Genomic DNA, 25,421 nt, shown 5'->3' with positions numbered 1-25,421 from the left:
GCCCGGCTGTCCGCGTACACGGAAGCCCACCCCGAACTCGACCCGGCCGATATCGGAATCTCCCTCGCCACCACCCGGTCCGCCTTCGAACAGCGCGCCGTCGCCGTCGGCGGCCGCACCGAACTGCTGCGCGCTCTGCGCGCACTGGCCCGCGGCGAGACCGACCCGGCGCTCCAGGAAGGCGAGACCGGCGACACCAGGGCCGGATTCCTCTTCGCCGGGCAGGGTTCGCAGCGGGCCGGTACGGGCCGTGAGCTGTACGGCCGGTTCCCGGTGTTCGCCACCGCCCTGGACGAGGCCCTGGAGTACCTGGACCACGGGTACGAAGTCCCCTTGCGCGAGGTGCTGTTCGCCGCCGAGGGCAGCGCTGAGGCGGCCCTGCTCGACCGTACCGGCTATGCCCAGCCCGCCCTGTTCGCCGTCGAAATCGCCCTCTTCCGGCTGATCACCTCCTTCGGAGTGCGCCCCGGCCCGCTGCTCGGCCACTCCGTCGGCGAGATCGCCGCCGCGCACTGCGCCGGGGTGTTCACCCTCGCCGACGCATGCACGCTGGTCGCCGCCCGGGCCCGCCTGATGCAGGCCCTCCCCGAAGGCGGCGCCATGATCGCCGTCGAGGCCACCGAGGACGAGGTATTCGCCCGGCTCACCGGCGGAGTCTCCGTCGCCGCCGTCAACGGCCCCCGTGCCGTCGTCGTCTCCGGCGACGAAGCCGGAACCCTCGCCCTGGCGGAGGCATTCGCCGCCGAGGGCCGCAGGACCAAACGGCTCCGGGTCGGCCACGCCTTCCACTCCGCCCGGATGGAGCCCATGCTCCAGGAGTTCCGGCAGACCGCCGAGCAGCTGACGTACACCGCGCCGGTACTCGACCTGGTGTCCCGCACCACCGGCGCGACGGCCACCGCCGAGGAACTGTGCACCCCCGGCTACTGGGTGGAGCAGGTCCGCCGCCCCGTCCGCTTCGCCGACGCGGTGAGCGCGGCCCGCGCCGCCGGTGTCACCACCTTCGTCGAACTCGGCCCGGACGGCGTACTGTCCGCCCTCACCCAGGACATCCTCGGCGACGCCGTCGAATCCGTCCCGCTGCTGCGCACCGGCCGGGCCGAGGAGCACAGCGCCGTCGCCGCGCTCGCCCGGCTCCACGTACGCGGGATCGCCGTGGACTGGGCCGCCTGCCACGCCCCGGCCGGCGCCCGCCGGGTCGAACTGCCCACGTACGCCTTCCAGCACGAACGCTACTGGCCCGAGCGGACCGCCCCCGCCCCCGGCGCGTCCGGCACCGCGGGGGCCGCCGATACCGCCCTGTGGGGCGCGGTCGAACGCGGCGACACCGACGGTGTCGCCGGAATCCTCGGCCTCCGCGACGAACAGCACGCCGGCCTCGCCGCCCTGCTGCCCGCCCTGTCGACCTACCGGCGCCACCACGCCGAACAGACCCTGCTCGACTCCGCCCGCTACCGCGTGGCCTGGCAGCAGATCCGCACCGGCGCCGCACCCGTCCTGGACGGCACCTGGCTGGTGCTCACCACGGAACGCGTCGACGACACCGAACTGCTGGACGCCCTGCGCGGCCACGGCGCCCGGTTCACCCGCCTCGTCCTGGACGACACCTGCCCGGACCGCGCCGAACTCGCCGCCCGGCTCACCGCGGCGACGGAGGCCGGTGAGCCCGCCGGGCTGCTGTCGCTGCTGCCGCTCGCCGACACCGCCGTCGACCGGGGCCCCGGTCTGCCCACCGGCCTCGCGCTCGGTACGGTCCTCGCCCAGGCCCTGCACGACACTGGCAGTACCGCCCCGCTGTGGACGCTGACCCGCGGCGCCGTCTCCACCGGCGCCGCCGATCCGGTCACCCGCCCCGCCCAGGCCGCCGCCTGGGGCCTGTGCCGGGTCGCCGCCCTGGAACGCCCCCGGGCCTTCCACGGCCTCGTCGACCTGGACGAAACCCTGACCGCGCCCACCGTGCAGCGCCTCGTCAGCGCGCTGGCCACCACCCCGGGCGAAGCCGCCGAGGACCAGCTCGCCCTGCGCGGCAGCGCCGCGTACGGCCGACGGCTGATGCGGCGCCCGGCCGCCGGACTCCCCAAGGACGGGGCGTTCACCGCCACCGGCACCGTACTCGTCACCGGCGGCACCGGCGCGCTCGGCGCCGAGGTGGCCCGCTGGCTCGCCCGGCACGGGGCCGGCCATCTGATCCTCACCAGCAGGCGCGGCCCCGACGCCCCGGGCGCCGCCGAACTGGCCGAGGAACTGCGGCAACTGGGCGCCGGGGCCACCTTCGCCGCCTGCGACGTCGCGGACCGGGACGCGCTGGCGGCCGTGCTGGCCGCCGTACCCGCCGAGCATCCGCTGACCGGTGTGGTCCACGCGGCCGGCCTCGGCCAGGCCACGCCGCTCGCCGCCACCCCGTTCGCCGACCTCACCGAGTACGCCGCCGCGAAGACCCTCGGCGCGGCTCACCTCGACGCCCTGCTGGACGGCCACGACCTGGACTTCTTCGTCCTGTTCTCCTCAGTCGCCGGGATCTGGGGAAGCGCCGGGCAGAGCGCCTACGCCGCCGCCAACGCCTATCTCGACGCGCTCGCCGAACACCGCCGGGCCCGCGGCCTGACCGCCACCTCCCTGGCCTGGGGCCCCTGGGCCGGAGCCGGTATGGCCGCCCACGAGGCCGTTTCCGACAGCCTCGCCCGCCAGGGCCTGCGCCCCCTCGCACCCGCAACCGCCCTCGCCGAACTGGGCCGGGCGATCCTCCAGCGGGACACCACCGTCACCGTCGCCGACGTCGACTGGACGACCTACGTCCCCGTCTTCACCGCGGCCAGGCCCAGCCGGCTCTTCGATGAACTGCCCGAGGTCCGCGCACTCGCCGCGGCACCGACGACCGACGCCGGTCCCTCACCGTTCGTGCGCAAAGTCCGGGCACTGTCGGATGCCGAGCGGGACCGGGCCCTGGCGGACCTGGTACGCCGCGAGACGGCTGCTGTCCTCGGACACGCCTCCGCCGAATCCGTCGCCCCCACCCGGGCCTTCCGCGACGCCGGTCTCGACTCGCTGACCGCCGTCGAACTCCGCAAACGGCTCGCGACCGCAACCGGCCTCGCACTGCCCGCCGCCATGGCCTTCGACCATCCGACGCCCGTCGCCCTCGCCGCCTTCCTCCGCGGTGAGATCCTGGGAGCGGCCGAGGACCGGCCGGCCCCACGGGCCGCGGTCGCCGGCCGGTACGACGAACCCGTCGCCATCGTCGGCATGAGCTGCCGGTTCCCCGGCGGCGTCCGCTCCCCGGAGCAGTTCTGGCAGCTGATCGCCGAGGGCGCCGACGCCACCTCCGACTTTCCCGTCAACCGGGGCTGGGACGAGAACCTGTACGACGCCGACCCCGACGCGGGCGGCAAGACGTACTCCACCCGGGGCGGCTTCCTCCACGAGGCGGGCGAGTTCGACGCCGCCTTCTTCGGCATCTCCCCGCGCGAGGCCCTCTCCATGGACCCGCAGCAGCGGCTGCTCCTCGAAACCACCTGGGAAGCCTTCGAATCCGCGGGCATCGACCCGGCAGCCGTGCACTCCACCGCCACCGGAACCTTCATCGGCTCCACCTACCAGGAGTACGGCACCGGCATGGACGACGCGTCCGCCGGGCACGCCGTCACCGGGACCAGCCCCAGTGTGCTCTCCGGCCGCCTCGCCTACCTCTTCGGCCTCGAAGGCCCGGCCGTCACCGTGGACACCGCCTGCTCGTCCTCACTGGTGGCGCTGCATCTGGCCTGCCAGTCCCTGCGCAACGGGGAAAGCACGCTCGCGCTGGCCGGCGGCGCCACCGTCATGACCAACCCCGCCCCGTTCATCGCCTTCAGCAGGCAGCGGGCGCTCGCCGCCGACGGCCGCTGCAAACCCTTCTCCGACGCCGCCGACGGGATGACCCTCGCCGAAGGCGTCGGCGTCCTCGTCCTCGAACGGCTCTCCGACGCCCGGGCCAACGGCCACGACGTCCTGGCCGTCATCCGCGGCTCCGCCATCAACCAGGACGGCGCGTCCAACGGGCTCACCGCCCCCAACGGACCCTCCCAGCAGCGCGTCATCCGCCAGGCACTCGGCAACGCGGGCCTGACCGCCGCCGATATCACCGCCGTCGAGGCCCACGGCACCGGCACCGCCCTCGGCGACCCCATCGAAGCCCAGGCACTCCAGGCCGTCTACGGACCGGGCCACGACGCCGGGAACCCGCTGCTCCTCGGCTCCGTCAAATCCAATATCGGCCACACCCAGTCCGCGGCCGGTGTGGCGGGCGTCATCAAGATGGTCCTCGCCCTGCGCGGCGAACTGCTCCCGCGGACCCTGCACGCCGACGAACCGTCCTCGCACATCGACTGGAGCGGCGGTACGGTCGCTCTGCTCCGGACCCCGGCCGCCTGGCCGGCCGGTGAGCGGGCCCGCCGCTGCGCTGTGTCCTCCTTCGGTATCAGCGGCACCAACGCGCACGTGATCCTGGAAGAGGCCCCTGCCGCCGTCTCCGGCGGCGAGCCGGTACCGTCCCCGGCACCGCCCGCCGGCGAGGAACCGGCACGGGCGGCCACGGAGACGGCCGCCGTACCGGCAGCGGACGCCGCCCCGGCCCCGCCCGCCCTTGGCGATCCGGCCGCCCCGGGTACACCACTGCCGCCGGACGGACCGGCGGCCGCGGCGGAGCACGAAGGGCGGGCGTCCGCTCCGGCCGGCGCCGCGATTCCATGGGTGCTGTCCGCCAGGACGCCCGGCGCCCTGCGCGCCCAGGCCGCACAGCTCACCGAACACCTGGAACGCCTCGAAACCGGGCCCGGCGCGCTGCCGACCGATATCGGCCACTCCCTCACCACCACGCGCGCCCTCTTCGAGCACCGCGCGGTCGTCCTGGGCGACCACGCCGAACCGCTGCGCGCCGGAGTCGGGGCACTGGCCACCGGGGGCTCCTCCGCGTCCGTCGTCCACGGCACCGCGGATCTCGACGGCAGGACCGTGTTCGTCTTCCCCGGCCAGGGCTCCCAGTGGATCGGCATGGCCGCGGAACTCCTCGACGAATCCCCGGCCTTCGCCGAGCGGCTGCACGAATGCGCCGCGGCCCTCTCCGCCTATGTCGACTGGTCGCCGGTCGACGTCCTGCGGCAGGCCGAAGGCGCGCCCTCCCAGGACCGGGTCGACGTCGTCCAGCCCGTGACCTTCGCCGTCATGGTGTCGCTCGCCCATCTGTGGGCCTCGTACGGCATCACGCCCGACGCGGTCGTCGGCCATTCGCAGGGCGAGATCGCCGCGGCGGCCGTCGCCGGGGCCCTCACCCTGGACGACGCGGCACGGGTGGTGGCTCTGCGCAGTCAGGCCATCGCCCGCCGGCTGGCGGGCTCCGGCGGCATGGTCTCCGTACCGCTCTCCGCCGACGAGGTCGGGGACCGTCTGGCGGCGCGCACCGGCAGTATCTCGGTCGCCGCCGTCAACGGGCCCCGGTCCGTGGTCGTCGCCGGTACCCCCGAGGAGCTGGACGCGCTCATCGGGGAACTCGCCGCCGAGGACATCCGGGCCCGCCGGATCGCCGTCGACTACGCCTCCCACTCGGCCCAGGTCGAGCGGTTGGAGGACGAACTCCGGGCCGCCCTGGCACCCGTACGCCCGCGCACGTCCGAGATCCCGTTCTTCTCGACCGTGACCGGCGACTGGCTGGACACGGCCGCGCTGGACGCCGCGTACTGGTACCGCAATCTGCGCCGGACCGTCGGCTTCGGCCCGGCCGTGGCCGCCCTCCTCGACCAGGGCCACCAGGTATTCGTCGAGAGCAGCCCGCACCCGGTGCTGACCATGGCCGTCCAGGCCGTGGCCGAGGACACCGGACACCGGGCCGCCGCGATCGGCACCCTGCGCCGCGACAAGGGCGACACCCGGCGCTTCCTGACCTCGCTCGCCGAGGCGTTCGTCCGCGGCGCCCGGGCCGACTGGACCCGGGTCTTCGAAGGCACCGGCGCGCGCCGCGTCGCCCTGCCCACGTACCCCTTCCAGCGCGAGCACCTGTGGGCGGTGCCGGTCAGGCCGGGCGCCGCGGGCGAAGGGGACCCGGCGGACGCCGAGTTCTGGACCGCCGTCGAGGAGGCCGACGTCGAGTCCCTCGCCGCCGGTCTGCGGCTGGCCGAATCCGAACTCACCCCGCTGCTGCCCGCGCTCGCCGACTGGCGGCGCCGCAGCCGCGACCGCGCGGCCGTGGACTCCTGGCGCTATCGCGCCGTGTGGAAACCCCTCGGCGCACTGCCCCCGGCCCCCCGGACCCCCGGCACCTGGCTGGTGGTCACCACGGCCGGTGCTCCGGCCGACGCCGATATCACCGAGGCACTGACGGCCGCCGGAGCCGACGTACGCCATCTGGTCCTGGACGAGACCTGCGCCGACCGGTCGGCCCTGGCCGACCGGATCGCCGCCGAAAGCGCCGCCCAGGCCGGGCCCGGCCCGGACCTCACCGGGATCCTGTCGCTCCTGGCCGCCGACGAAAGCCCGAGCGGGGCCGTGCCCGCGCTCACCTCCGGGCTCGCCCTGACCCTCTCCCTCGTCCAGGCCCTGGGCGACACCGGTATCGGCGCGCCCCTGTGGTGCATCACCAGAGGCGCCGTATCCACCGGCCGGGCGGACCGGCTCACCCGGCCCGCCCAGGCCCAGATCCACGGCCTGGGCTGGACCGCCGCCCTGGAACACCCCGACCGCTGGGGCGGCGTCGTCGACCTGCCCGAAACCCCGCTCGACGCACGGGCCCGGGAACGCCTCGCCGCCGTCCTCACCGGGACGACCGGCGAGGACCAGCTCGCGCTGCGCGCCTCGGGCGTCCTGGCCCGCCGTATCGCCCGCACCACGACGAACAGCGCGACCGGCGGCGGCGCCCGGCGCCCGCGCGGAACCACCCTGATCACCGGCGGCACCGGCACCCTCGCCCCGCACCTGGCCCGCCGGCTCGCCGGACAGGGCGCCGAGCATCTCGTGCTCACCAGCCGGCGCGGCGCCGACGCGCCCGGCGCCGCCGGACTGCTCGCCGAACTCCATGCGCTGGGCTGCGCGGCGGAGTTCCGCAGCTGCGACCTCACCGACCGCGACGATGTCGCGGCCCTCCTCGGCGGACTGACGGCCGACGGCCACACCGTGCGCACCGTCGTGCACACCGCCGCCGTCATCGCGCTCGCCTCCCTGGACGAAACCGGTCCCGAGGCCTTCGCCGAGGTCGTCGATGCCAAGGTCAACGGCGCCCGGCACCTCGACGAACTCCTGGACGACGAACAGGTCGACGCGTTCGTCCTGTACTCCTCGACCGCCGGAATGTGGGGCAGCGGCCGGCATGCCGCGTACGTCGCGGGCAACGCGTACCTCAACGCACTCGCGGAACACCGCCGGGCCCGTGGCGCCCACGCCACGTCGATCTCCTGGGGCATCTGGTCCGACGATCTGAAACTCGGCCGGGTCGACCCCGGCCAGATCCGCCGCAGCGGCCTGAACTTCATGGACCCCCAGCTGGCCCTGACCGGGCTCGACCAGGCCCTGGCCGACGACGCGCAGGTGCTCACCGTCGCCGATATCGACTGGGACCGCTACCACCCGGTGTTCACCTCCGGGCGGCCCACCACCCTCTTCGAGGACATCGCCGAGGTACGGGAGGCGGCGAGCCGGGCCGTCGAACGGCCGACCGGTGACAGCGAGTTCATGGTACGGCTGCGGACGCTGCCCGCCGTCGAACAGGACCGGGCCCTGCTGGACCTCGTACGCGCCGAGGCGGCCACGGCCCTCGGGCACGCCTCCGCGGATACGCTCTCCGAGCACCGGGCTTTCCGCGACGTCGGCTTCGACTCGCTGACCGCCGTGGACCTGCGCAACCGGCTGTCGGCCGTGACCGGTCTCGCCCTGCCCAGCACCGTCGTCTTCGACTACCCCAACCCTCTCTCCCTGGTGGAGTTCCTGCGGACGCAGACCACCGGCGCCCCGACCGGAACGGGTACCCCGGCCGTCGCCGGATCCCCGCTCGCCGACGACGAACCCATCGCGATCATCGGCATGAGCTGCCGCTACCCCGGCGGTGTGGAGTCCCCCGAGGACCTGTGGCGGCTCGTCGCCGCCGGCGCCGACGCGATCGGCGACTTCCCGTCCGACCGGGGCTGGGACACCGACGGGCTCTACGATCCCGATCCGGACCGGCCCGGCAGGACGTACTCGACACGCGGTGGATTCCTTGAGCAGGCGGCCGACTTCGACGCCGGATTCTTCGGTATCTCGCCGCGCGAGGCCCTGTCGATGGACCCCCAGCAGCGGCTGCTCCTCGAAACCTCCTGGGAGGCCCTGGAGCGTGCCGGGATCGATCCGGCCACCCTGCGCGGCAGCCGTACCGGCACCTTCATCGGCGCCGGCTACCAGGACTACACGTCCGGCGGCTCCGCCCAGGACGGCGCCGAGGGCCATCTGATCACCGGCACCATCCCGTCCGTCCTGTCGGGACGGATCTCGTACACCTTCGGCTTCGAGGGCCCCGCCGTCACCCTCGACACCGCCTGTTCGTCCTCGCTGGTGGCGCTGCACCTGGCCTGCCAGTCGCTGCGGAACGGCGAATCCACCATGGCCCTCGCGGGCGGCGTCAGCTTCATGGCCACGCCCAACGCCTTCGTCGGCTTCAGCCGGCAGCGGGCCATGGCCGTCGACGGCCGCTGCAAGGCCTATGCGGATGCCGCCGACGGCATGAGTCTCGCGGAGGGCGTCGGCCTCGTCCTCGTCGAACGGCTCTCCGACGCCCTGGCGGGCGGCCACCGGGTCCTCGCCGTGATCCGCGGCTCCGCCGTCAACCAGGACGGTGCGTCCAACGGTCTGACCGCCCCCAACGGGCCCTCCCAGCAGCGCGTCATCCTGCGGGCCCTCGCCGACGCGGGCGTCCGCGCCGCCGATGTCGACGCCGTCGAAGGCCATGGCACCGGCACCCGGCTGGGCGACCCCATCGAGGCCCAGGCCCTGCTCGCGACGTACGGACAGGACCGTGACGCCGGCCGGCCGCTGCTGCTCGGCTCGGTGAAATCCAATATCGGCCACACCCAGATGGCCTCCGGTGTCGCGAGCGTCATCAAGATGGTGATGGCCATGCGGCACGGGGTGCTGCCCGCCAGTCTGCACATCGACCGGCCCTCCACCCAGGTGGACTGGACGGCCGGAGCCGTCGAGCTGCTGGCCGAGGAGACGGCCTGGCCCGAGACCGGCCGCCCGCGCCGCGCCGCCGTCTCCTCCTTCGGCCTCAGCGGCACCAACGCCCACACGATCCTGGAGCAGGCCCCGGCCGCGGCACCCGAGCCGGAGGAGACACCCGCGCGGCCCGCGGACGCAGCGCCGCGCGAGAGGCCCGCGCAGTCGGCGGACGCAGCTCCGCGGGAGACACCCGCGCGGCCCGCGGCCGTGGTCCTGCGGGAGGGGACGCCCGCGCACCCCGCGGCCGTGGTTCCGCTCCTGCTGTCCGGCCGCACCGAGGCCGCGCTGCGCGCTCAGGCCGGGCGTCTGCTCGACACGCTCGAAGACCGGCCGGACGCGCTGCCGCTGCCCGTCCTGGGACGGGCCCTGGCCACCGGCCGCGCCGCCCTGGAACACCGGGCCGCCGTGGTCACCGACAGCCACGAGGAGTGCGTACGGGCCCTCACCGCACTGCGGGACGGCCTGCCGGACCCCGCGCTGCTGACCGCCCGCGCCGCCGCACGCGGCGTCCGGACCGCTTTCCTCTTCACCGGGCAGGGCAGCCAGCGCCCCGCCATGGGCCGTGAACTGTACGACCGCTATCCGGTGTTCGCCGAGGCGCTCGACGCCGTACTGGCCCGCTTCGACCTCGAACTGGAGCGGCCGCTGCGCGAGGTGATGTTCGCGGAGCCCGGCACCGCCGAGGCCGCGCTGCTCGACGACACCGCCTGCACCCAGCCCGCGCTGTTCGCCCTGGAGGTGGCTCTCCACCGGCTCGTCGAATCCTGGGGCGTCCGGCCCGGCCATCTGGCCGGGCACTCGATCGGAGAGTTCGCCGCCGCCCATGTGGCCGGGGTGTTCTCGCTGGACGACGCCTGCACGCTGGTCGCCGCGCGCGGCCGGCTGATGTCGGCCCTGCCCGGCGGCGGTGCGATGGTCTCCGTGGAGGCCACCGAGGAGGAGGTGCTGCCGCTGCCGGCCGGCCAGGAGGACCGGATGGCGATCGCCGCCGTCAACGGCCCCCGCTCGCTGGTCCTGTCCGGCGACGAGGAACCCGTCCTGGAGGCCGCGGCGCGGTTCGCCGCACAGGGCCGCCGGACCAGGCGGCTGAGGGTGAGCCATGCCTTCCACTCCCCGCAGATGGACGCGATGCTCGATGCCTTCGCCCGGGTCGCGCGCGGGATCGCCTACCACCCGCCGGTGATCCCCCTCGTATCGGCCGTGACCGGCCGGCTCGCCGAATCCGAGCGGCTGTGCACGCCCGAGTACTGGGTGGAGCAGGCGCGCGGCACGGTCAGGTTCGCCGATACGGTCCACTGCCTCGCCGGTCTCGACACCACCGTGCTCCTGGAGATCGGCCCCGACGCCGTGCTGAGCGGAGTGGCCCGGGAAGCCCTGCCCGATGAGCGGGTCACCGCCGTACCGGCGCTGCGCCGGGACCGCGCGGAGGCCCCGGCGCTGGCCACCGCCCTCGCCCGGCTCCATATCCACGGGGTACGGGTGGACTGGGCCGGGTTCTTCTCCGCGAGCGGCGCCCCGGATCCGGGCACTGCCTTCGGAACCCTGCCGACCTACGCGTTCCAGCGGCAGCGCTACTGGCCCGAGAACGGCCGGTCCGGTACGTCAGGGCCCGCCGCCGATCCGGTGGACGCCGCGTTCTGGGCGGCCGTCGAGCGGGCCGACCTGCCCGCGCTCGGCGCCGGCCTCGGGCTGGACGATGCCACCCTGACGGCAGTCGTGCCCGCCCTCACCTCGTGGCGCCGCAAGCGCCGCGCCGAGTCGACCGTCGACGGCTGGCGTTACACCGGCATCTGGAAGCCGCTGCCCGCGACTCGCACCAAGGCCACCACGCTCACCGGCAACCGGCTCTGCCTGGTACCGGCGGACCCCGACGGCGCCGACGGTGCCGAAGAGCTGCTCGGCCGCCTCGGCGGCGACCGGTTCACCCTCGCCGTCCCGGCCGGTGAGACGCGTACCGCCCTCGCCGCCCGGCTGCGCGACCTGGCCTCGGCGAACGGTCCGTTCACCGGGGTCCTGTCCCTGCTGGCGCTCCAGGAGGACGGCCTGCTGCCGACGGCCACCGCCGTCCAGGCCCTGGGCGACGCCGGGATCGAGGCTCCGCTGTGGTGTCTCACCCGGGGTGCCGTCAGTGTCGGCCGCTCCGACCGGCTCGGCCGGCCCGGCCGGGCCGCCGTCTGGGGCCTGGGCCGCAGCGCGGCCCTGGAGCACCCCGAGCGGTGGGGCGGGCTGCTCGACCTGCCCGAAACCCTCGACGAACCCGCCGTACACCGCATCGCCGGACTACTCGCGGGGACCGGGGAAACGGGTCTCATCAGGGGCGACATCAGGGGCGAGGACCAGCTGGCGGTACGTGCCTCCGGGGTGTACGCCCGCCGGCTGGTCCGGCTCCCCTGCGCGGACCGCACCGACGCCCGCCCGTACACCCCGACCGGAACCGTCCTGATCACCGGCGGTACCGGCGGGATCGGCGCGCACGTCGCCCGCCGGCTCGCCGCCCGCGGAGCCGCGCATCTGCTGCTCGTGAGCCGGCGCGGCGCCGACGCGCCCGGCGCGGCGGAACTCGTCGGGGAACTCGCCGCCCTCGGCACCCGGACCACCCTGACCGCCTGCGACACCGCCGACCGCGACGCGCTCGCCCGGGTCCTGGCCGCCGTTCCGGAAGATCTGCCGCTGACCGCGGTCTTCCACGCGGCCGGAGTGGTCGCGGACGGTGTCCTCGACACGCTCACCCCGGAGGCGTTCGCGGCCGTACTCGGCCCGAAGGCCACGGCCGCGCGGCATCTGCACGAGCTGACCCGGGACACGGACCTGGCGGCCTTCGTGCTGTTCTCGTCCACCGCGGCCGTTCTCGGCGCCGCCGGACAGGCCAACTACGCGGCCGCCAACGCCTGTCTCGACGCGCTCGCGGAACACCGGCGCGGCCAGGGTCTGCCCGCGACCTCCGTCGCCTGGGGCCCCTGGGCCGGCCCGGGTATGGCCGGTGACAGGACCGGCGTCGGGGCCCGGGTCCGCCGGGGCGGCTACACGCCCATGGCGCCGGAGCAGGCCCTCGACGCGCTGACCCTGGCCCTGGACCACGGCGGCCCGGCCGCGCTGACCGTGGCGGACATCGACTGGGCCCGGTTCGCCCGGGTGTTCACGGCGGTCCGGCCCACCCCCCTGATCGGCGAACTCGTTGATCCTTCGGAGACCAGGGGCGCGGGCGTTCCGGAGCAGCCGGCCGGGGAAGATCAGAGCGGCCTGCGGCAGCGGCTCGCGACCCTGCCGGCGGCCGCCCGCGCCAAGTTCGCCCTGGACTTCCTGCGGGCCCGGGTGGCCGCCGTACTCGGACATGCCGACGCCGTCGCCATCGGCGCCGACCAGGCCTTCACCGACCTCGGCTTCGACTCGCTGACCATCGTGGAACTGCGCAACACCCTGAGCGCCGCCACCGGTCTGCGGCTGCCCGCGACCCTGGTGTACGACTATCCGACCCCGCAGGATCTCGCCGCGCACCTGCTCACCGAGCTGACGGGCGATGCGGAGTCCGCCGCCGGCCCGCAGGCCCCCGCCCCCGTAACCGTCGTGGACGCCGACCGGGACCCGGTCGTGATCGTGGGCATGGGCTGCCGGTTCCCCGGCGGGGTCGCCTCCCCCGAGGACCTGTGGCGGCTGCTGGCCGACGGTGAGGACGCCATCTCGGCCTTCCCCGCCGACCGGGGCTGGGACCTCGACACCCTCGGCCGAGGCGGCTCCGCCACCCTGGAGGGCGGTTTCCTCGACGGCGTCGGCCACTTCGACGCCCCCTTCTTCGGTGTCTCGCCGCGCGAGGCCCTCGCCATGGACCCGCAGCAGCGCCTGCTGCTGGAAACGTCGTGGGAGGCCCTGGAGCGGGCCGGTATCGCCCCCGATTCGCTGCGTGCCAGCGCCACCGGGGTGTTCATCGGCACCAACGGCCAGGACTACACCTCCGTCCTGCGCCGGGGCACCGCCGACGTCCGGGGCCATGTCGCCACCGGCAACACCGCCAGTGTGATGTCCGGACGGCTCTCCTACACCCTGGGTCTGGAGGGCCCGGCCGTCACCGTCGACACCGCCTGCTCCTCCTCGCTGGTCGCCCTCCACCTCGGTATCCGCGCCCTGCGCGGCGGCGAGTGCTCCCTCGTCCTCGCCGGCGGTGTGTCGGTGATGTCGAGTCCCGACTCGTTCGTCGAGTTCTCCGCCCAGGGCGGGCTGGCGCCCGACGGCCGCTGCAAGCCCTTCGCCGACGCGGCCGACGGCACCTCGTGGTCGGAGGGCGCGGGCGTCCTCGTCCTGGAGCGGCTCTCCGACGCCCGGCGCCACGGACACCCCGTCCTGGCGGTGCTGCGCGGTGCCGCGGTCAACCAGGACGGTGCCAGCAACGGCCTGACCGCGCCCAGCGGGCGGGCCCAGCAGCGCGTGATCCGCCAGGCGCTGGCCGACGCGGGACTCGCGCCCGCCGAAGTCGACGCCGTCGAGGCGCACGGCACCGGCACCCCGCTCGGCGACCCGATCGAAGCCGGTGCGCTGATCGCCGCGTACGGGCAGGGCCGGGAACGGCCGCTGCTCCTCGGCGCCGTCAAGTCCAATCTGGGCCACACCCAGGCCGCCGCCGGAATGGCCGGTGTCATCAAGACGGTCCTGGCCATGCGGCACGGCGTGCTGCCGCGCACCCTGCATGTGGAGACCCCGTCCACGCATGTGGAGTGGGCGGACGACGCCGTCACCCTGGTCCGTGAGCAGCAGGCGTGGCCCGTGACCGGGCGCCCCCGCCGGGCGGGTGTCTCCGCCTTCGGCGTCAGCGGCACCAACGCGCATGTGATCGTCGAACAGGCGCCGCCCGCGCCCGGTCCGGACGTTCCCTCGGTGGTGCCGTCGGTGCTGCCGTGGGTGGTGTCCGCCAGGTCGGGGCCCGCACTCGACGCACTGCTCGCGCGGCTGGCCGGTCGCGCCGGGGAGTCGCCGCTGGACGTCGGCTTCTCGCTGGCCGCCGGACGGACACACCTCGCGCACCGGGCCGTACTCGTGGACGGCACGGAGATCGCCCGGGGTACGGCGGCCGAGCGGTCCCCCGCGGTCCTCTTCTCCGGCCAGGGCTCGCAGCGTCCGGGCATGGGCCGCGAACTGCACGCCCGCTTCCCGGTGTTCGCCGAGGCCTTCGACGCCGTCTGCGCCGAGCTGGACCGGGAACTGGACCGGCCGCTGCGCGAGGTGATCTGGGGTACGGACGCGGCCCCGGCCGACCGTACCCAGTACGCGCAGGCCGGACTGTTCGCGGTGGAGGTCGCGCTGTACCGGCTGGTGGAGTCGTTCGGCGTGCGGCCCGAGTACGTCGCCGGGCACTCGATCGGCGAGGTGACGGCGGCGCATATCGCGGGCGTCCTCACGCTCACCGACGCCTGCACCCTGGTGGCGGCGCGCGGCCGGCTGATGGAAGCCCTGCCCGAGGGCGGCGCCATGGCCGCGCTCCAGGCGACGGAGGACGAAGTCCTGCCGCTGCTCGGTGAGGGGGTGTCCCTCGCGGCCGTGAACGGCCCGGACGCCGTCGTCGTCTCGGGCACGGCCGAAGCGGTGGAGGCCGTACGGGCCGAACTGGCCGGGACGGGGCGCAGGACGACGCTGCTGAGGGTCTCCCACGCCTTCCACTCACCGCTCATGGAACCGATGCTGGACGCCTTCCGGAAGGTGGTCTCCCGGCTGTCCTTCGCCGCACCGCTGCTGCCGCTCGTGTCGAACACCACGGGCGGGTTCGCCACGGCGGCGCTGGTGTGCGATCCGGAGTACTGGGTGCGGCACGTCCGCGAGACCGTCCGCTTCGCCGACGGCGTCCGCGCACTCGGCGATGCGGGGGCGACCGCCTTCCTGGAAGTGGGGCCGGACGGTGTCCTGGCCGCCCTCGCCGAGCAGAACCTGACGGACGGGGACCTCGTCGTCGCCCCGGCCCTGCGCCGGGACCGGCCCGAGGAGTCCGCCCTCGTCACCGGGCTCGCACGGCTGCACGTCGGCGGTGTACGGGTCGACTGGACCCGGCTGTACGACGGTACCGGCGCCCGGCGGGCCGACCTGCCCACCTACCCGTTCCAGCGGGAGCCGTACTGGCCCGAGCCCGCGGCCCTTCCCGCACCCGGGCAGGACACGCGGGAGCGGGACACGGACGACGCCGGATTCTGGGCGGCGGTGGAACGGGAGGATCTGACCGAACTCTCCACCGTCCTCGGTCTGTCCGAGGACGGGACGGCCCTGTCGGAGCTGGTACCGGCGCTGTCCGCGTGGCGTCGCGGCCGCGACGAGAACGCGCTGGTGGACGGCTGGCGCTACCGGGTGGCCTGGAAGCCGCTCGACACCGCCCCGGCCGGCCCGGACACCGGAAGCTGGCTGGCGCTCGTCCCCGAGAGCCACGCGGACGACGCCTGGACCGCCGGGATCGTGGCCGCCCTCGGACCGGACACGGTACGCGTCGTGGTCGACCCCGCCGACACCGAAGGACTCCCGGCCCGGCTCACGGAGCCCGGCCGCCGGTTCGACGGGGTGCTGTCCCTGCTCCCCGCCGAGACCACCCTGCCCGGCGCCTGGTCGGCCGCCCTCACGGCGGCAGGTGTCGAGGCACCGCTGTGGTGGGTCACCCGGGGGGCGGTGGCCGTCGGCCGCGCCGACGATCCCGCTGATCCGGCACAGGCCGCCGTCTGGGGCCTCGTCCGGGTCGCGGCCCTCGAAGCCCCCGACCGCTGGGGCGGACTCCTCGATGTGACCGAGGTACCCGACACCCGCACGGCCGCCCGGCTGCGCTCCCTCCTCACCGCCACCGGCGGTGAGGACCAGCTGGCACTGCGCCCGTCCGGCGGCTACGCCCGCCGCCTCGTACGGTCGTCGGCCGCCGACCCGGCGGCCGGATCCTGGACCCCCTCCGGGACCGTGCTGGTCATCGGCGACGCCGCCGGGTTCGGCGGACGGACGGCCGACTGGCTGGCCCGGCAGGGCGCACCCCACGTGCTCCTCGTCGCCGCACGCGAACAGGACACCGCCCTGCGCGCCGGACTCGGGGACCGGCTGGCCCGGCACGGAGCGGCCCTCACGGTGGCGACCGCCGCTCCCGACGACCGGACCGCGCTCACCGCGGCCCTGTCCGCGATCCCGGCCGACCGGCCGCTGACCGCCGTGATCCACACCGGCTACGGCGCGGATCCCGCCGGTCCTGACGTGGTCCGGGCCGGCCTGGAAACCCTGGAAGGTGCCGTCGACGACCTCCTCGGGGACCGGGAACTGGACGCCTTCGTCCTGTTCACGTCGATCGCCGGTGTCTGGGGCGTACGCGGCCAGGGCGAGGGAGCCGCGGCCAGCGCCTGGCTCGACGCCTTCGCGGACCGCCGCCGCGCGGGCGGCCGTACCGCACTCGCCGTGGCCTGGGGCGCCTGGACCGGGCTCGCCGACGACTCCCTCGACCGGCATCTGCGGCTCAGCGGTCTGCCCGCCATGGACCCCGACCGGGCCCTGGCCGCCATGCGCCGGGCCATGGGCGACGGCGCGGCGGCCGTGGTCGTCGCGGACGTACGGTGGGAGCAGTTCGCGCCCGCCTTCGCGCAGACCCGGCCGGGCAGGCTGTTCGCGGAACTCCCCGAGGCCCGTACCGCGCTCGTACCCGCCGAGGAGCGCACCACCGGAACGGACACCGCGGCCGTGCTCCGTGCCGAACTGCTCGCCAGGCCCGGGGGCGCCGAACGGGACGAGGTGCTGTCGGCCCTCGTACGCCGCGAAGTGGCCGCCGTGCTCGGCTATCCGGACCCGGAGGCCATCCCCGCCGGGCAGGCCTTCAAGGACCTCGGCTTCGATTCGCTCACCGCTGTGGACCTGCGCAACCAGCTGGCCAAGGCCACCGGACTGACCCTGCCCGCCACGCTCGCCTTCGACCATCCGACCCCGGCCGCCCTCGCCGCGCGGCTGCGCGCGGACCTGCTGGAGGAGACGGAGGGCACCCAACCGGCGGCCACGGCCGGTACCACGGGCGGCGCGGCCTTCGACCCCGCCGACGACCCGGTCGTCGTCACCGGGATGAGCTGCCGCTACCCCGGCGGGGTCGCATCCCCCGAAGACCTGTGGGAACTGCTGCGCGCCGAGGCCGACGTCATCGGCACGTTCCCCGCCGACCGCGGCTGGGACCTGGACCGGCTCACTCACGGCGACGCCGGGGGCCGGGGCCGCAGCATCACCCGGAACGGAGGATTCCTCTACGATGTCGCCGACTTCGACGCCGCCTTCTTCGGTATCTCACCGCGCGAGGCGATGATCGTCGACCCGCAGCAGCGGATCGTGCTGGAGACGGCCTGGGAGGCTCTGGAACGGGCCGGGGTGGACCCGCACACCCTGCGCGGCGGCGATACCGGCGTCTTCATCGGCGGCGGCAGCGGCGACTACCGGCCCGCCGCCGGCCGGTTCGGCCATGTCGAGACCGCCCAGTCCGCCAGTCTGCTGTCCGGCCGGCTGTCGTACACCCTGGGCCTGGAAGGGCCGTCGGTGACCGTGGACACCGCCTGCTCCTCCTCGCTGGTCGCGCTGCATCTGGCCGCGCAGGCCCTGCGGGCGGGCGAGTGCTCCATGGCCCTGGCCGGCGGTGTGACCGTCATGTCCAGCCCCGTCGGGTTCGTCGAGTTCGGCGAGCTGGGCGCCCTGTCACCGGACGGACGCTGCCGGGCCTTCGCCGAATCGGCGAACGGCACCGGCTGGTCGGAGGGGGTCGGCGTACTCGTCGTCGAACGGCTCTCCGACGCCCGCCGCCACGGCCACTCCGTCCTCGCCGTCCTCCGCGGCTCCGCCGTCAACCAGGACGGCGCGAGCAACGGCCTCACCGCACCCAACGGCCCGTCCCAGCGCCGCGTGATCCGGCGCGCCCTGGCCAACGCCAGGCTGACCGCCGCCGAAGTGGACGCCGTCGAGGCACACGGCACCGGCACCAGACTGGGCGACCCGATCGAGGCGCAGGCGCTGCTGGCCACGTACGGCCAGGGCCGGGAGACCGGGCAGCCGCTGCTCCTCGGCGCCGTCAAATCCAATATCGGGCACACCCAGGCAGCCTCCGGCGTCGCCGGAGTCATCAAGATGATCATGGCCATGCGGTACGGCGTCCTGCCGAAGACCCTCCATCTGGACACGCCCTCCTCCCACGTCGACTGGACGGCCGGAGCTGTCGAGCTGCTGGCCGAGGAGACGGCCTGGCCCGAGACCGGCCGCCCGCGCCGCGCCGGCGTCTCCTCCTTCGGCGCCGGCGGCACCAACGCCCACGTCATCCTGGAAGAGGCGGTCGCCCCCCCGGAGGACGACCCCCGCAGCGAGGCCCGGCCGACGCCGGAACCGGCCACCACCAGCGGTACGGCGGGCGTACGCATCCCCGTGCCCGTCTCCGCCACCACTCCCGACGCCCTCCGGGCCCAGGCCGCCCGCCTGCACACCCACCTCACCGGCCGGCCCGCCCTCTCGGCCACCGACCTCGGCTACTCCCTCGCCACCACCCGGTCCGCCTTCGACCACCGGGCCACCGTCCTCGCGGGCGACCGGAACGAACTCCTCACCGGTCTCGCGGCCCTCGCCGACGGCCGTACCGCGTCCCACGTACTGCGCGGCGAAGCCACCTCCCGCAGCCGCAGGACCGCCTTCCTCTTCTCCGGCCAGGGCGCCCAGCGCGCAGGCGCCGGCCGTGAACTCCATGCCCGGGAGCCCGTGTTCGCCCAGGCGCTGGACGAGGTGACCGCACGGTTCGACCTGGAACTGGACCGGCCACTGCGCCCCCTGATGTTCGCCGGGGAAGGCACCCCCGAGGCCGCCCTGCTCGACCGCACCGGATACACCCAGCCGGCCCTGTTCGCCATCGAGGTGGCCCTCTACCGGCTCGTCGAATCCTGGGGCCTGCGACCCGACTTCGTCGCCGGACACTCCATCGGCGAACTCGCCGCCGCCCAGGTGGCGGGGGTCTTCTCCCTCGACGACGCCTGCACCCTGGTGGCCGCCCGCGCCCGGCTGATGGCGGCACTGCCCGAGGGCGGCGCGATGGCCGCCGTCCGGGCGACCGAGGACGAGGTACGCGAACACCTGACCGCGACCGGAAGGGTGTCGGTCGCGGCGGTCAACGGCCCCCGGGCCGTCGTCGTCGCGGGCGACGAGGCAGCCGTGGACCGGATCGTCCGGAGCTTCGCGGACGCCGGCCGCAAGACTAGGCGTTTGCGGGTCAGCCATGCATTTCACTCCGTGCACATGGACGCCATGCTCGACGACTTCGCACGAGTGGCCCGGGGCATCACCTACACCGCCCCGCGCCTGCCCCTCGTGTCGAACCTGACCGGGGAACCGGCGGACGCCGAGCTGATGTGCACCCCCGACTACTGGGTACGGCACGTCCGGGAGACCGTACGGTTCGGCGAGGGACTGCGCGCCCTCGCCGCCCGCGGTGTCACCCGCTTCCTCGAACTCGGCCCGGACGCCACCCTGTCCGCCCTGGTCCAGGACATCGACGGGCTGCCGGGCGAGGCGGCCGTGACCGCCGTACCGGCCCTGCGCCGGGGCCGTCCAGAACCGGACACCCTCCTCGCCGCCGTCGCCCGTCTGCACGTCGAAGGCCGCGCTCCCCACTGGCCCGCCGTCTTCGCGGGCACCGGAGCCCGCCGGGTGCCACTGCCCACGTACGCCTTCCAGCGCGAGCGGTACTGGTCCCACCCGAGCCCGGCCGCGGCCACCCCACCGGCCACCTCGGTCACCGGAACGGACGACGCCTTCTGGACCGCCGTACGCTCCGAGGACCTCGACTCACTCGCCGGAACCCTCGACGTCGACAGCGGCGCACTCTCCCGAGTGCTGCCCGCTCTCGACACCTGGCGACGCCGCCGCGCCGAGGAGACCACCGCCGACGGACTGCGCCGCCGCATCACCTGGCAGCCGCTCTCCCGCCCCCGGACCCGTACCGGCCCGCCCGCCGGCCCCTGGCTGGCCGTCGTCACCACCGCCCACGCCGCCGACCCCTGGACGGACTCCGTCATCGGCCGCCTCGGCCCGGACACCGTCCGTTTCGAGATCAACCCGGACGCCGATGCCGACCGGGAACGGACGGCGAAGCGGCTGCGGGAACTGGCCGCCGCCTCCGGCCGGGCGTTCACCGGCGTCGTCTCCCTCCTCGCCCTCGACGAGACCGGCGAGATCCCGCGGGGCGTGACACTGACCGCCACCCTGCTCCAGGCACTCGGCGACGCAGGCCTGACCGCACCCCTGTGGTGCATCACCCGGGGCGCGGTCGCCGTCACCCCCGGCGAGCCCGTACCGGGCCCGGCCCAGGCCGCCGTCTGGGGCCTCGGCCGGGTCGCCGCCCTTGAACTCCCGCAGCGCTGGGGCGGCCTGATCGACCTCCCGGCCGGGCCCGCCGACCCCGCGGACCTCGACCGGTTCACGGCCCTTCTCGCCGCACCGGACGGAGAGGACCAGACCGCCGTCCGGTCCGGTACGCTCCACGGCCGCCGGCTGGGCCCGCCGCCCCCCGCCCGTACCCCTGCCCCGGTACCCGCCCGGACCTGGGAACCGGAAGGCACCGTCCTGATCACCGGCGGCACCGGTGCCCTGGGCGCGCACGTCGCCCGCCGCCTCGCCGCCGCCGGAGCCCGCCGTCTGGTCCTGCTCAGCCGCAGCGGCCCGGACGCCCCCGGCGCCACCGCCCTCCGCACCGAACTGGCCGAAGCGGGCGCCGAGACCACCCTCGCGGCCTGCGACGCCGCCGACCGCGAGGCACTGACCGGCATCCTCGCGGCCATCCCGGACCATGCGCCGCTGACCGCCGTCGTCCACGCCGCCGGCGTACTCGACGACGCGGTCATCGACAGCCTCACCCCGGACCGCTTCACCGGCGTCTTCCGCGCCAAGGTGACCTCCGCACTGCTCCTCGACGAACTCACCCGGGATCTGGACCTGTCGGTGTTCGCCCTCTTCTCCTCCGCCTCGGCAGCCGTCGGAAACCCCGGCCAGGGCAACTACGCCGCGGCCAACGCCGTCCTCGACGCCCTCGCCGAACAGCGCCGCGCCCGCGGCCTCGCCGCCACCTCCCTCGCCTGGGGAGCCTGGGGCGGAGCCGGCATGGCCGCCGCCGACCGGGCGGCCGGTGCCGCCGAGCGGGCCGGTATCAGGCCCCTGGACCCGGACCTGGCCGTTACGGCGCTGCGCCGCGCGGTGATGGAGCCCGAGCCGACGACCGTCGTCTCCGACGTCGACCCCGGCCGGTTCGCCCGCGCCTTCACGGCCGTACGGCCGAGCAGGCTGCTGGACGGTCTCGCGACGCCCGAAGCCCCGGCCGATGCGGGCCCGGTGGGCGCGCCCCCAATCCCGGAGCAGCGCGCCCGACTGGCCGCACTGCCCGCGGCCCGGCGCGGGGCGGCCGTACTCCAGCTCGTACGCACCAGTGCCGCCGAGGTTCTCGGTCTCGCCGGAACCGAAGCCGTCGGCGCGGAGAAGGCCTTCCGTGATCTGGGCTTCGACTCCCTCGGGGCGGTGGAACTGCGCAATCGGCTCACCGCGGCCACCGGCCTGGAGCTGCCCGCCACCCTCGTCTTCGACCATCCGACCCCGGCCGAACTCGCCGAGCACATCGCCCGGGGGCTGGACCCGGCGGCGTCAGAGCCGGAACACGGAGAGAACGCCGAGCACGCGGCGAACGCCGGGACCGCCGAGAGCACGGACCGGGCACGGCTCCAGGCCCTGCTGGCCTCCGTGTCCGTGGCCGAGCTGCGCCGTATCGGCGTACTGGAGCCGCTGCTGAGGCTGGCCGCCGAACACGGCCGGGGCGATGAGCCCGCGGACGGGGCGGGTGAGGATCCGGCGTACGCCGACTCCATCGACGCGATGGACGTGGACGCACTCGTCCGGGCGGCCCTGACCACGGATACGACGGACCCGGCGCCCGTGAACACGACGGCCACGGATACGACGGCCAGGGACCCGGCGCCCGCGAACACGACCGCCACGGATACGACGCCCCCGGACACGACCACATCCGAACCGGTCCACCGCGACGAACCGCAGGACTGACGGAGCAGACGGAGCTGAACATGGCCACGCCCCCGCCCCCCGACAAGGTCGTCGAAGCGCTCCGCTCCTCGATGAAGGAGACCGAGCGGCTGCGGCGCCAGAACCTGAGTCTGGTCGCCGCCGCCACCGAACCCGTCGCCATTGTGGCGATGAGCTGCCGCTATCCGGGCGGGGTCCACTCGCCCGAGGATCTGTGGGAGCTGATCGCGGCCGGAGCCGACGCCATGTCGGACTTCCCGGCCGACCGGGGCTGGGATCTCGATGCCCTGCGCGGCGCCGGAGTCGACGCACGCGGCCACGGCGTGAGCCGCGGTGGCGGATTCCTCGACGACGTGGCCGGCTTCGACGCCGACTTCTTCGGTATCTCCCCGCGGGAAGCCGTGTCCATGGACCCGCAGCAGCGGCTGCTGCTGGAAACCTCCTGGGAGGCGTTCGAGCGGGCCGGGCTCGACCCGTCCCGGCTGCGTTCCAGCCGGACCGGCGTCTTCATCGGCACCAACGGCCAGGACTACGCGTACCTGCTGCTCCGGTCCCTCGCCGATGCCACGGGGGACATCGGTACGGGCATTGCCGCCAGTGCCGTATCCGGCCGGCTCGCCTATCAGCTCGGGCTGGAGGGCCCGGCGGTGACCGTGGACACCGCTTGCTCCTCCTCGCTGGTCGCCCTGCACTGGGCCGTCCAGTCCCTCCGGGCGCGCGAATGCTCACTCGCCCTCGCCGGTGGTGTGAACATCATGTCCACGCCCGGATCCCTGATGGAGTTCAGCCGGCAGGGTGGGCTGGCGGGGGACGGCCGGTGCAAGGCGTTCGCGGACGCCGCCGACGGCACCGGGTGGTCGGAGGGTGTGGGCGTACTGGTTCTTGAGCGGCTCTCGGATGCCCGTCGCCATGGGCACCGGGTGCTGGCCGTGGTCCGTGGTTCGGCGGTGAATCAGGACGGCGCGAGCAACGGCTTCACCGCGCCGAACGGGCCGTCGCAGCAGCGGGTGATCCGGCAGGCGCTGGCGGCGGCCGGGTTGTCGGCGGCGGATGTCGATGCGGTGGAGGGGCACGGTACGGGTACGCCGCTGGGCGATCCGATCGAGGCGCAGGCGCTGCTGGCGACGTACGGCCGGGAGCGGGGTGAGGGCGGTCGGCCGTTGTGGCTGGGTTCGGTGAAGTCGAATATCGGGCATACGCAGGCTGCTGCCGGTGTGGCGGGTGTCATCAAGATGGTGATGGCGATGCGGGAGGGTGTGCTGCCCCGCACCCTGCACGTGGATGCGCCGTCCCGGCACGTCGACTGGACGACCGGCGGCGTACGGCTGCTCACGGACGCCGAGAAGTGGACGGTCGGCGGCCGCCCGCGCCGGGCCGGCGTGTCCTCGTTCGGTATCAGTGGAACCAACGCGCACGTGGTTCTGGAGGAGGGCCCGGCCGAGCCGGCCGCTGTTCCCTCGGACCCGGCGGTGCTCGCACCGTGCCTGGTGTCGGGGAAGTCGGCCGCCGCACTGGACGCGCAGCAGGAACGGCTGACCGGGGCCACAGGGTCCCCGCTCGACCTGGGTTTCTCGTCGACGGTATCGCGGGCGCGGTTTGCGCATCGGGCGGTGTTGGTGGACGGGGTGGAGGTTGCCCGGGGTGTGGCTGCCTCGCGTTCGCTTGCGCTGTTGTTTTCGGGGCAGGGGTCACAACGGCTCGGCATGGGGCGGGAGTTGTACGGGCGTTTCCCGGTGTTTGCTGAGGCTTTTGATGCGGTGTGTGCGGGGCTGGGTGTTCCGGTGCGGGAGGTGGTGTGGGGTGAGGATGCGGATGAGCTGAATCGGACGGTGTTTGCGCAGGCGGGGTTGTTTGCGGTCGAGGTGGCGTTGTTTCGTCTGGTGGAGTCGTTGGGGCTGCGGCCGGGTTTTGTGGCGGGGCATTCGGTGGGGGAGGTCGCGGCGGCGCATGTGGCGGGGGTGTTGTCGCTGGCGGACGCGTGCACGCTGGTCGGGGCCCGAGGTCGGCTGATGCAGGCCCTGCCCGAGGGCGGCGCGATGCTCGCCGTCCAGGCCACCGAGGAGGAAGTCCGTCCTCTTCTGAACGAGTCGGTGTCGATTGCCGCCGTCAACGGCCCGTCGGCCGTCGTGGTCTCGGGAGCCGAGGCCGATGTGGAGGCTGTGCGGGCCCACTTCGACGAAGCAGGCCGCAGGACCACGCGGCTGCGGGTTTCGCATGCGTTCCATTCGCCGTTGATGGATCCGATGCTGGACGAGTTCCGTGCGGTGGTGTCGGGGCTGTCGTTCTCGGCGCCGGAGATTGCGCTGGCCGCTGATGCGGAGGTGGTGTGCGATCCGGAGTACTGGGTGCGGCACGTCCGGGACACCGTACGGTTCGCCGACGCGGTACGTTCACTGGCCGACCAGGGCGCCGACACGTTCCTGGAACTCGGCCCGGACGGAACCCTCTGCGCGCTCGCCCGGCTGAGCGTGGAAGCCATGGCCGCGGTCCCTGTACTGCGCAAGGACCGGGGAGAGGAGAGGGCACTCGTCGAAGGGCTGGCGAAGCTGTACTGCGCAGGTGTGGCGGTCGACTGGGAGCGTTGGTACGACGGTACGGGCGCCCGGCGCGTGGATCTGCCGACGTACGCCTTCCAGCACCAGCGGTACTGGCCGGCACTCACCCCGGACACCGGCGATATCACCACGGCCGGGCTGATCGCCGACGCACACCCCATGCTCGGAGCGGTCCTTCCGCTCGCCCCATCGGAAGGCGTGGTCTTCACCAGCCGCCTCTCGGCCCATGCGCAGCCCTGGCTGACGGAGTGGCTGACACCGGAGACGGGCCTGCTGGAACTGGCTCTCAGGGTCGGCGACCACGTCGGCTGCGACCGCGTCGAACGCCTCGCGCACACAACCCCCCTGGCCCTGCCCGTGGACGGCGCCGTCATGCTCCAGGCCCGGGTGGGGGAGCCCGATCAGGCGGGTGCCCGCACGGTCGCCTTCTTCTCGCGGACGGACGGTGGGGAGTGGACGGAGCACGCGAACGGCGTACTCGTACCCGGTGTCGACGGCCGGCCGATGACGGACACCGCCGCTGCCGAGACGGAGTTCGCCCTGTCGGGTGAGGTGGCGCGGGAGGCGGATCGGTTTGGTCTGCATCCGGCGTTGTTGGCTGAGGTGGTGCGGGTGGTGGTGGGGGAGGGG

2 protein-coding genes (1 of these 2 running past the window's edge) are annotated in these 25,421 nt (G+C 74.5%); both read left to right on the top strand.

Going from position 1 to position 25,421, the window contains the following annotated elements; all coding sequences use genetic code 11:
* Positions 1-22,257, top strand: partial view of a type I polyketide synthase gene (locus tag ACIQ9E_RS06635; RefSeq protein ID WP_403702977.1) — the 3' portion only. Its footprint begins 6,672 nt before the window's first position; 22,257 of the gene's 28,929 nt are visible here — the last part of the coding sequence; its start codon lies beyond the left edge, outside the window; it ends in the stop codon at positions 22,255-22,257.
* A partial coding sequence (locus ACIQ9E_RS06630; RefSeq protein WP_403704011.1) for a type I polyketide synthase occupies positions 22,221-25,421 on the top strand: 3,201 nt, incomplete at its 3' end. The genes ACIQ9E_RS06635 and ACIQ9E_RS06630, both read left to right, overlap by 37 nt.

The sequence above is a fragment of the Streptomyces sp. NPDC094448 genome (assembly GCF_044763775.1).
Taxonomy (GTDB): Bacteria; Actinomycetota; Actinomycetes; order Streptomycetales; family Streptomycetaceae; genus Streptomyces.
This window is presented reverse-complemented; position numbering and strand designations above follow the sequence as displayed.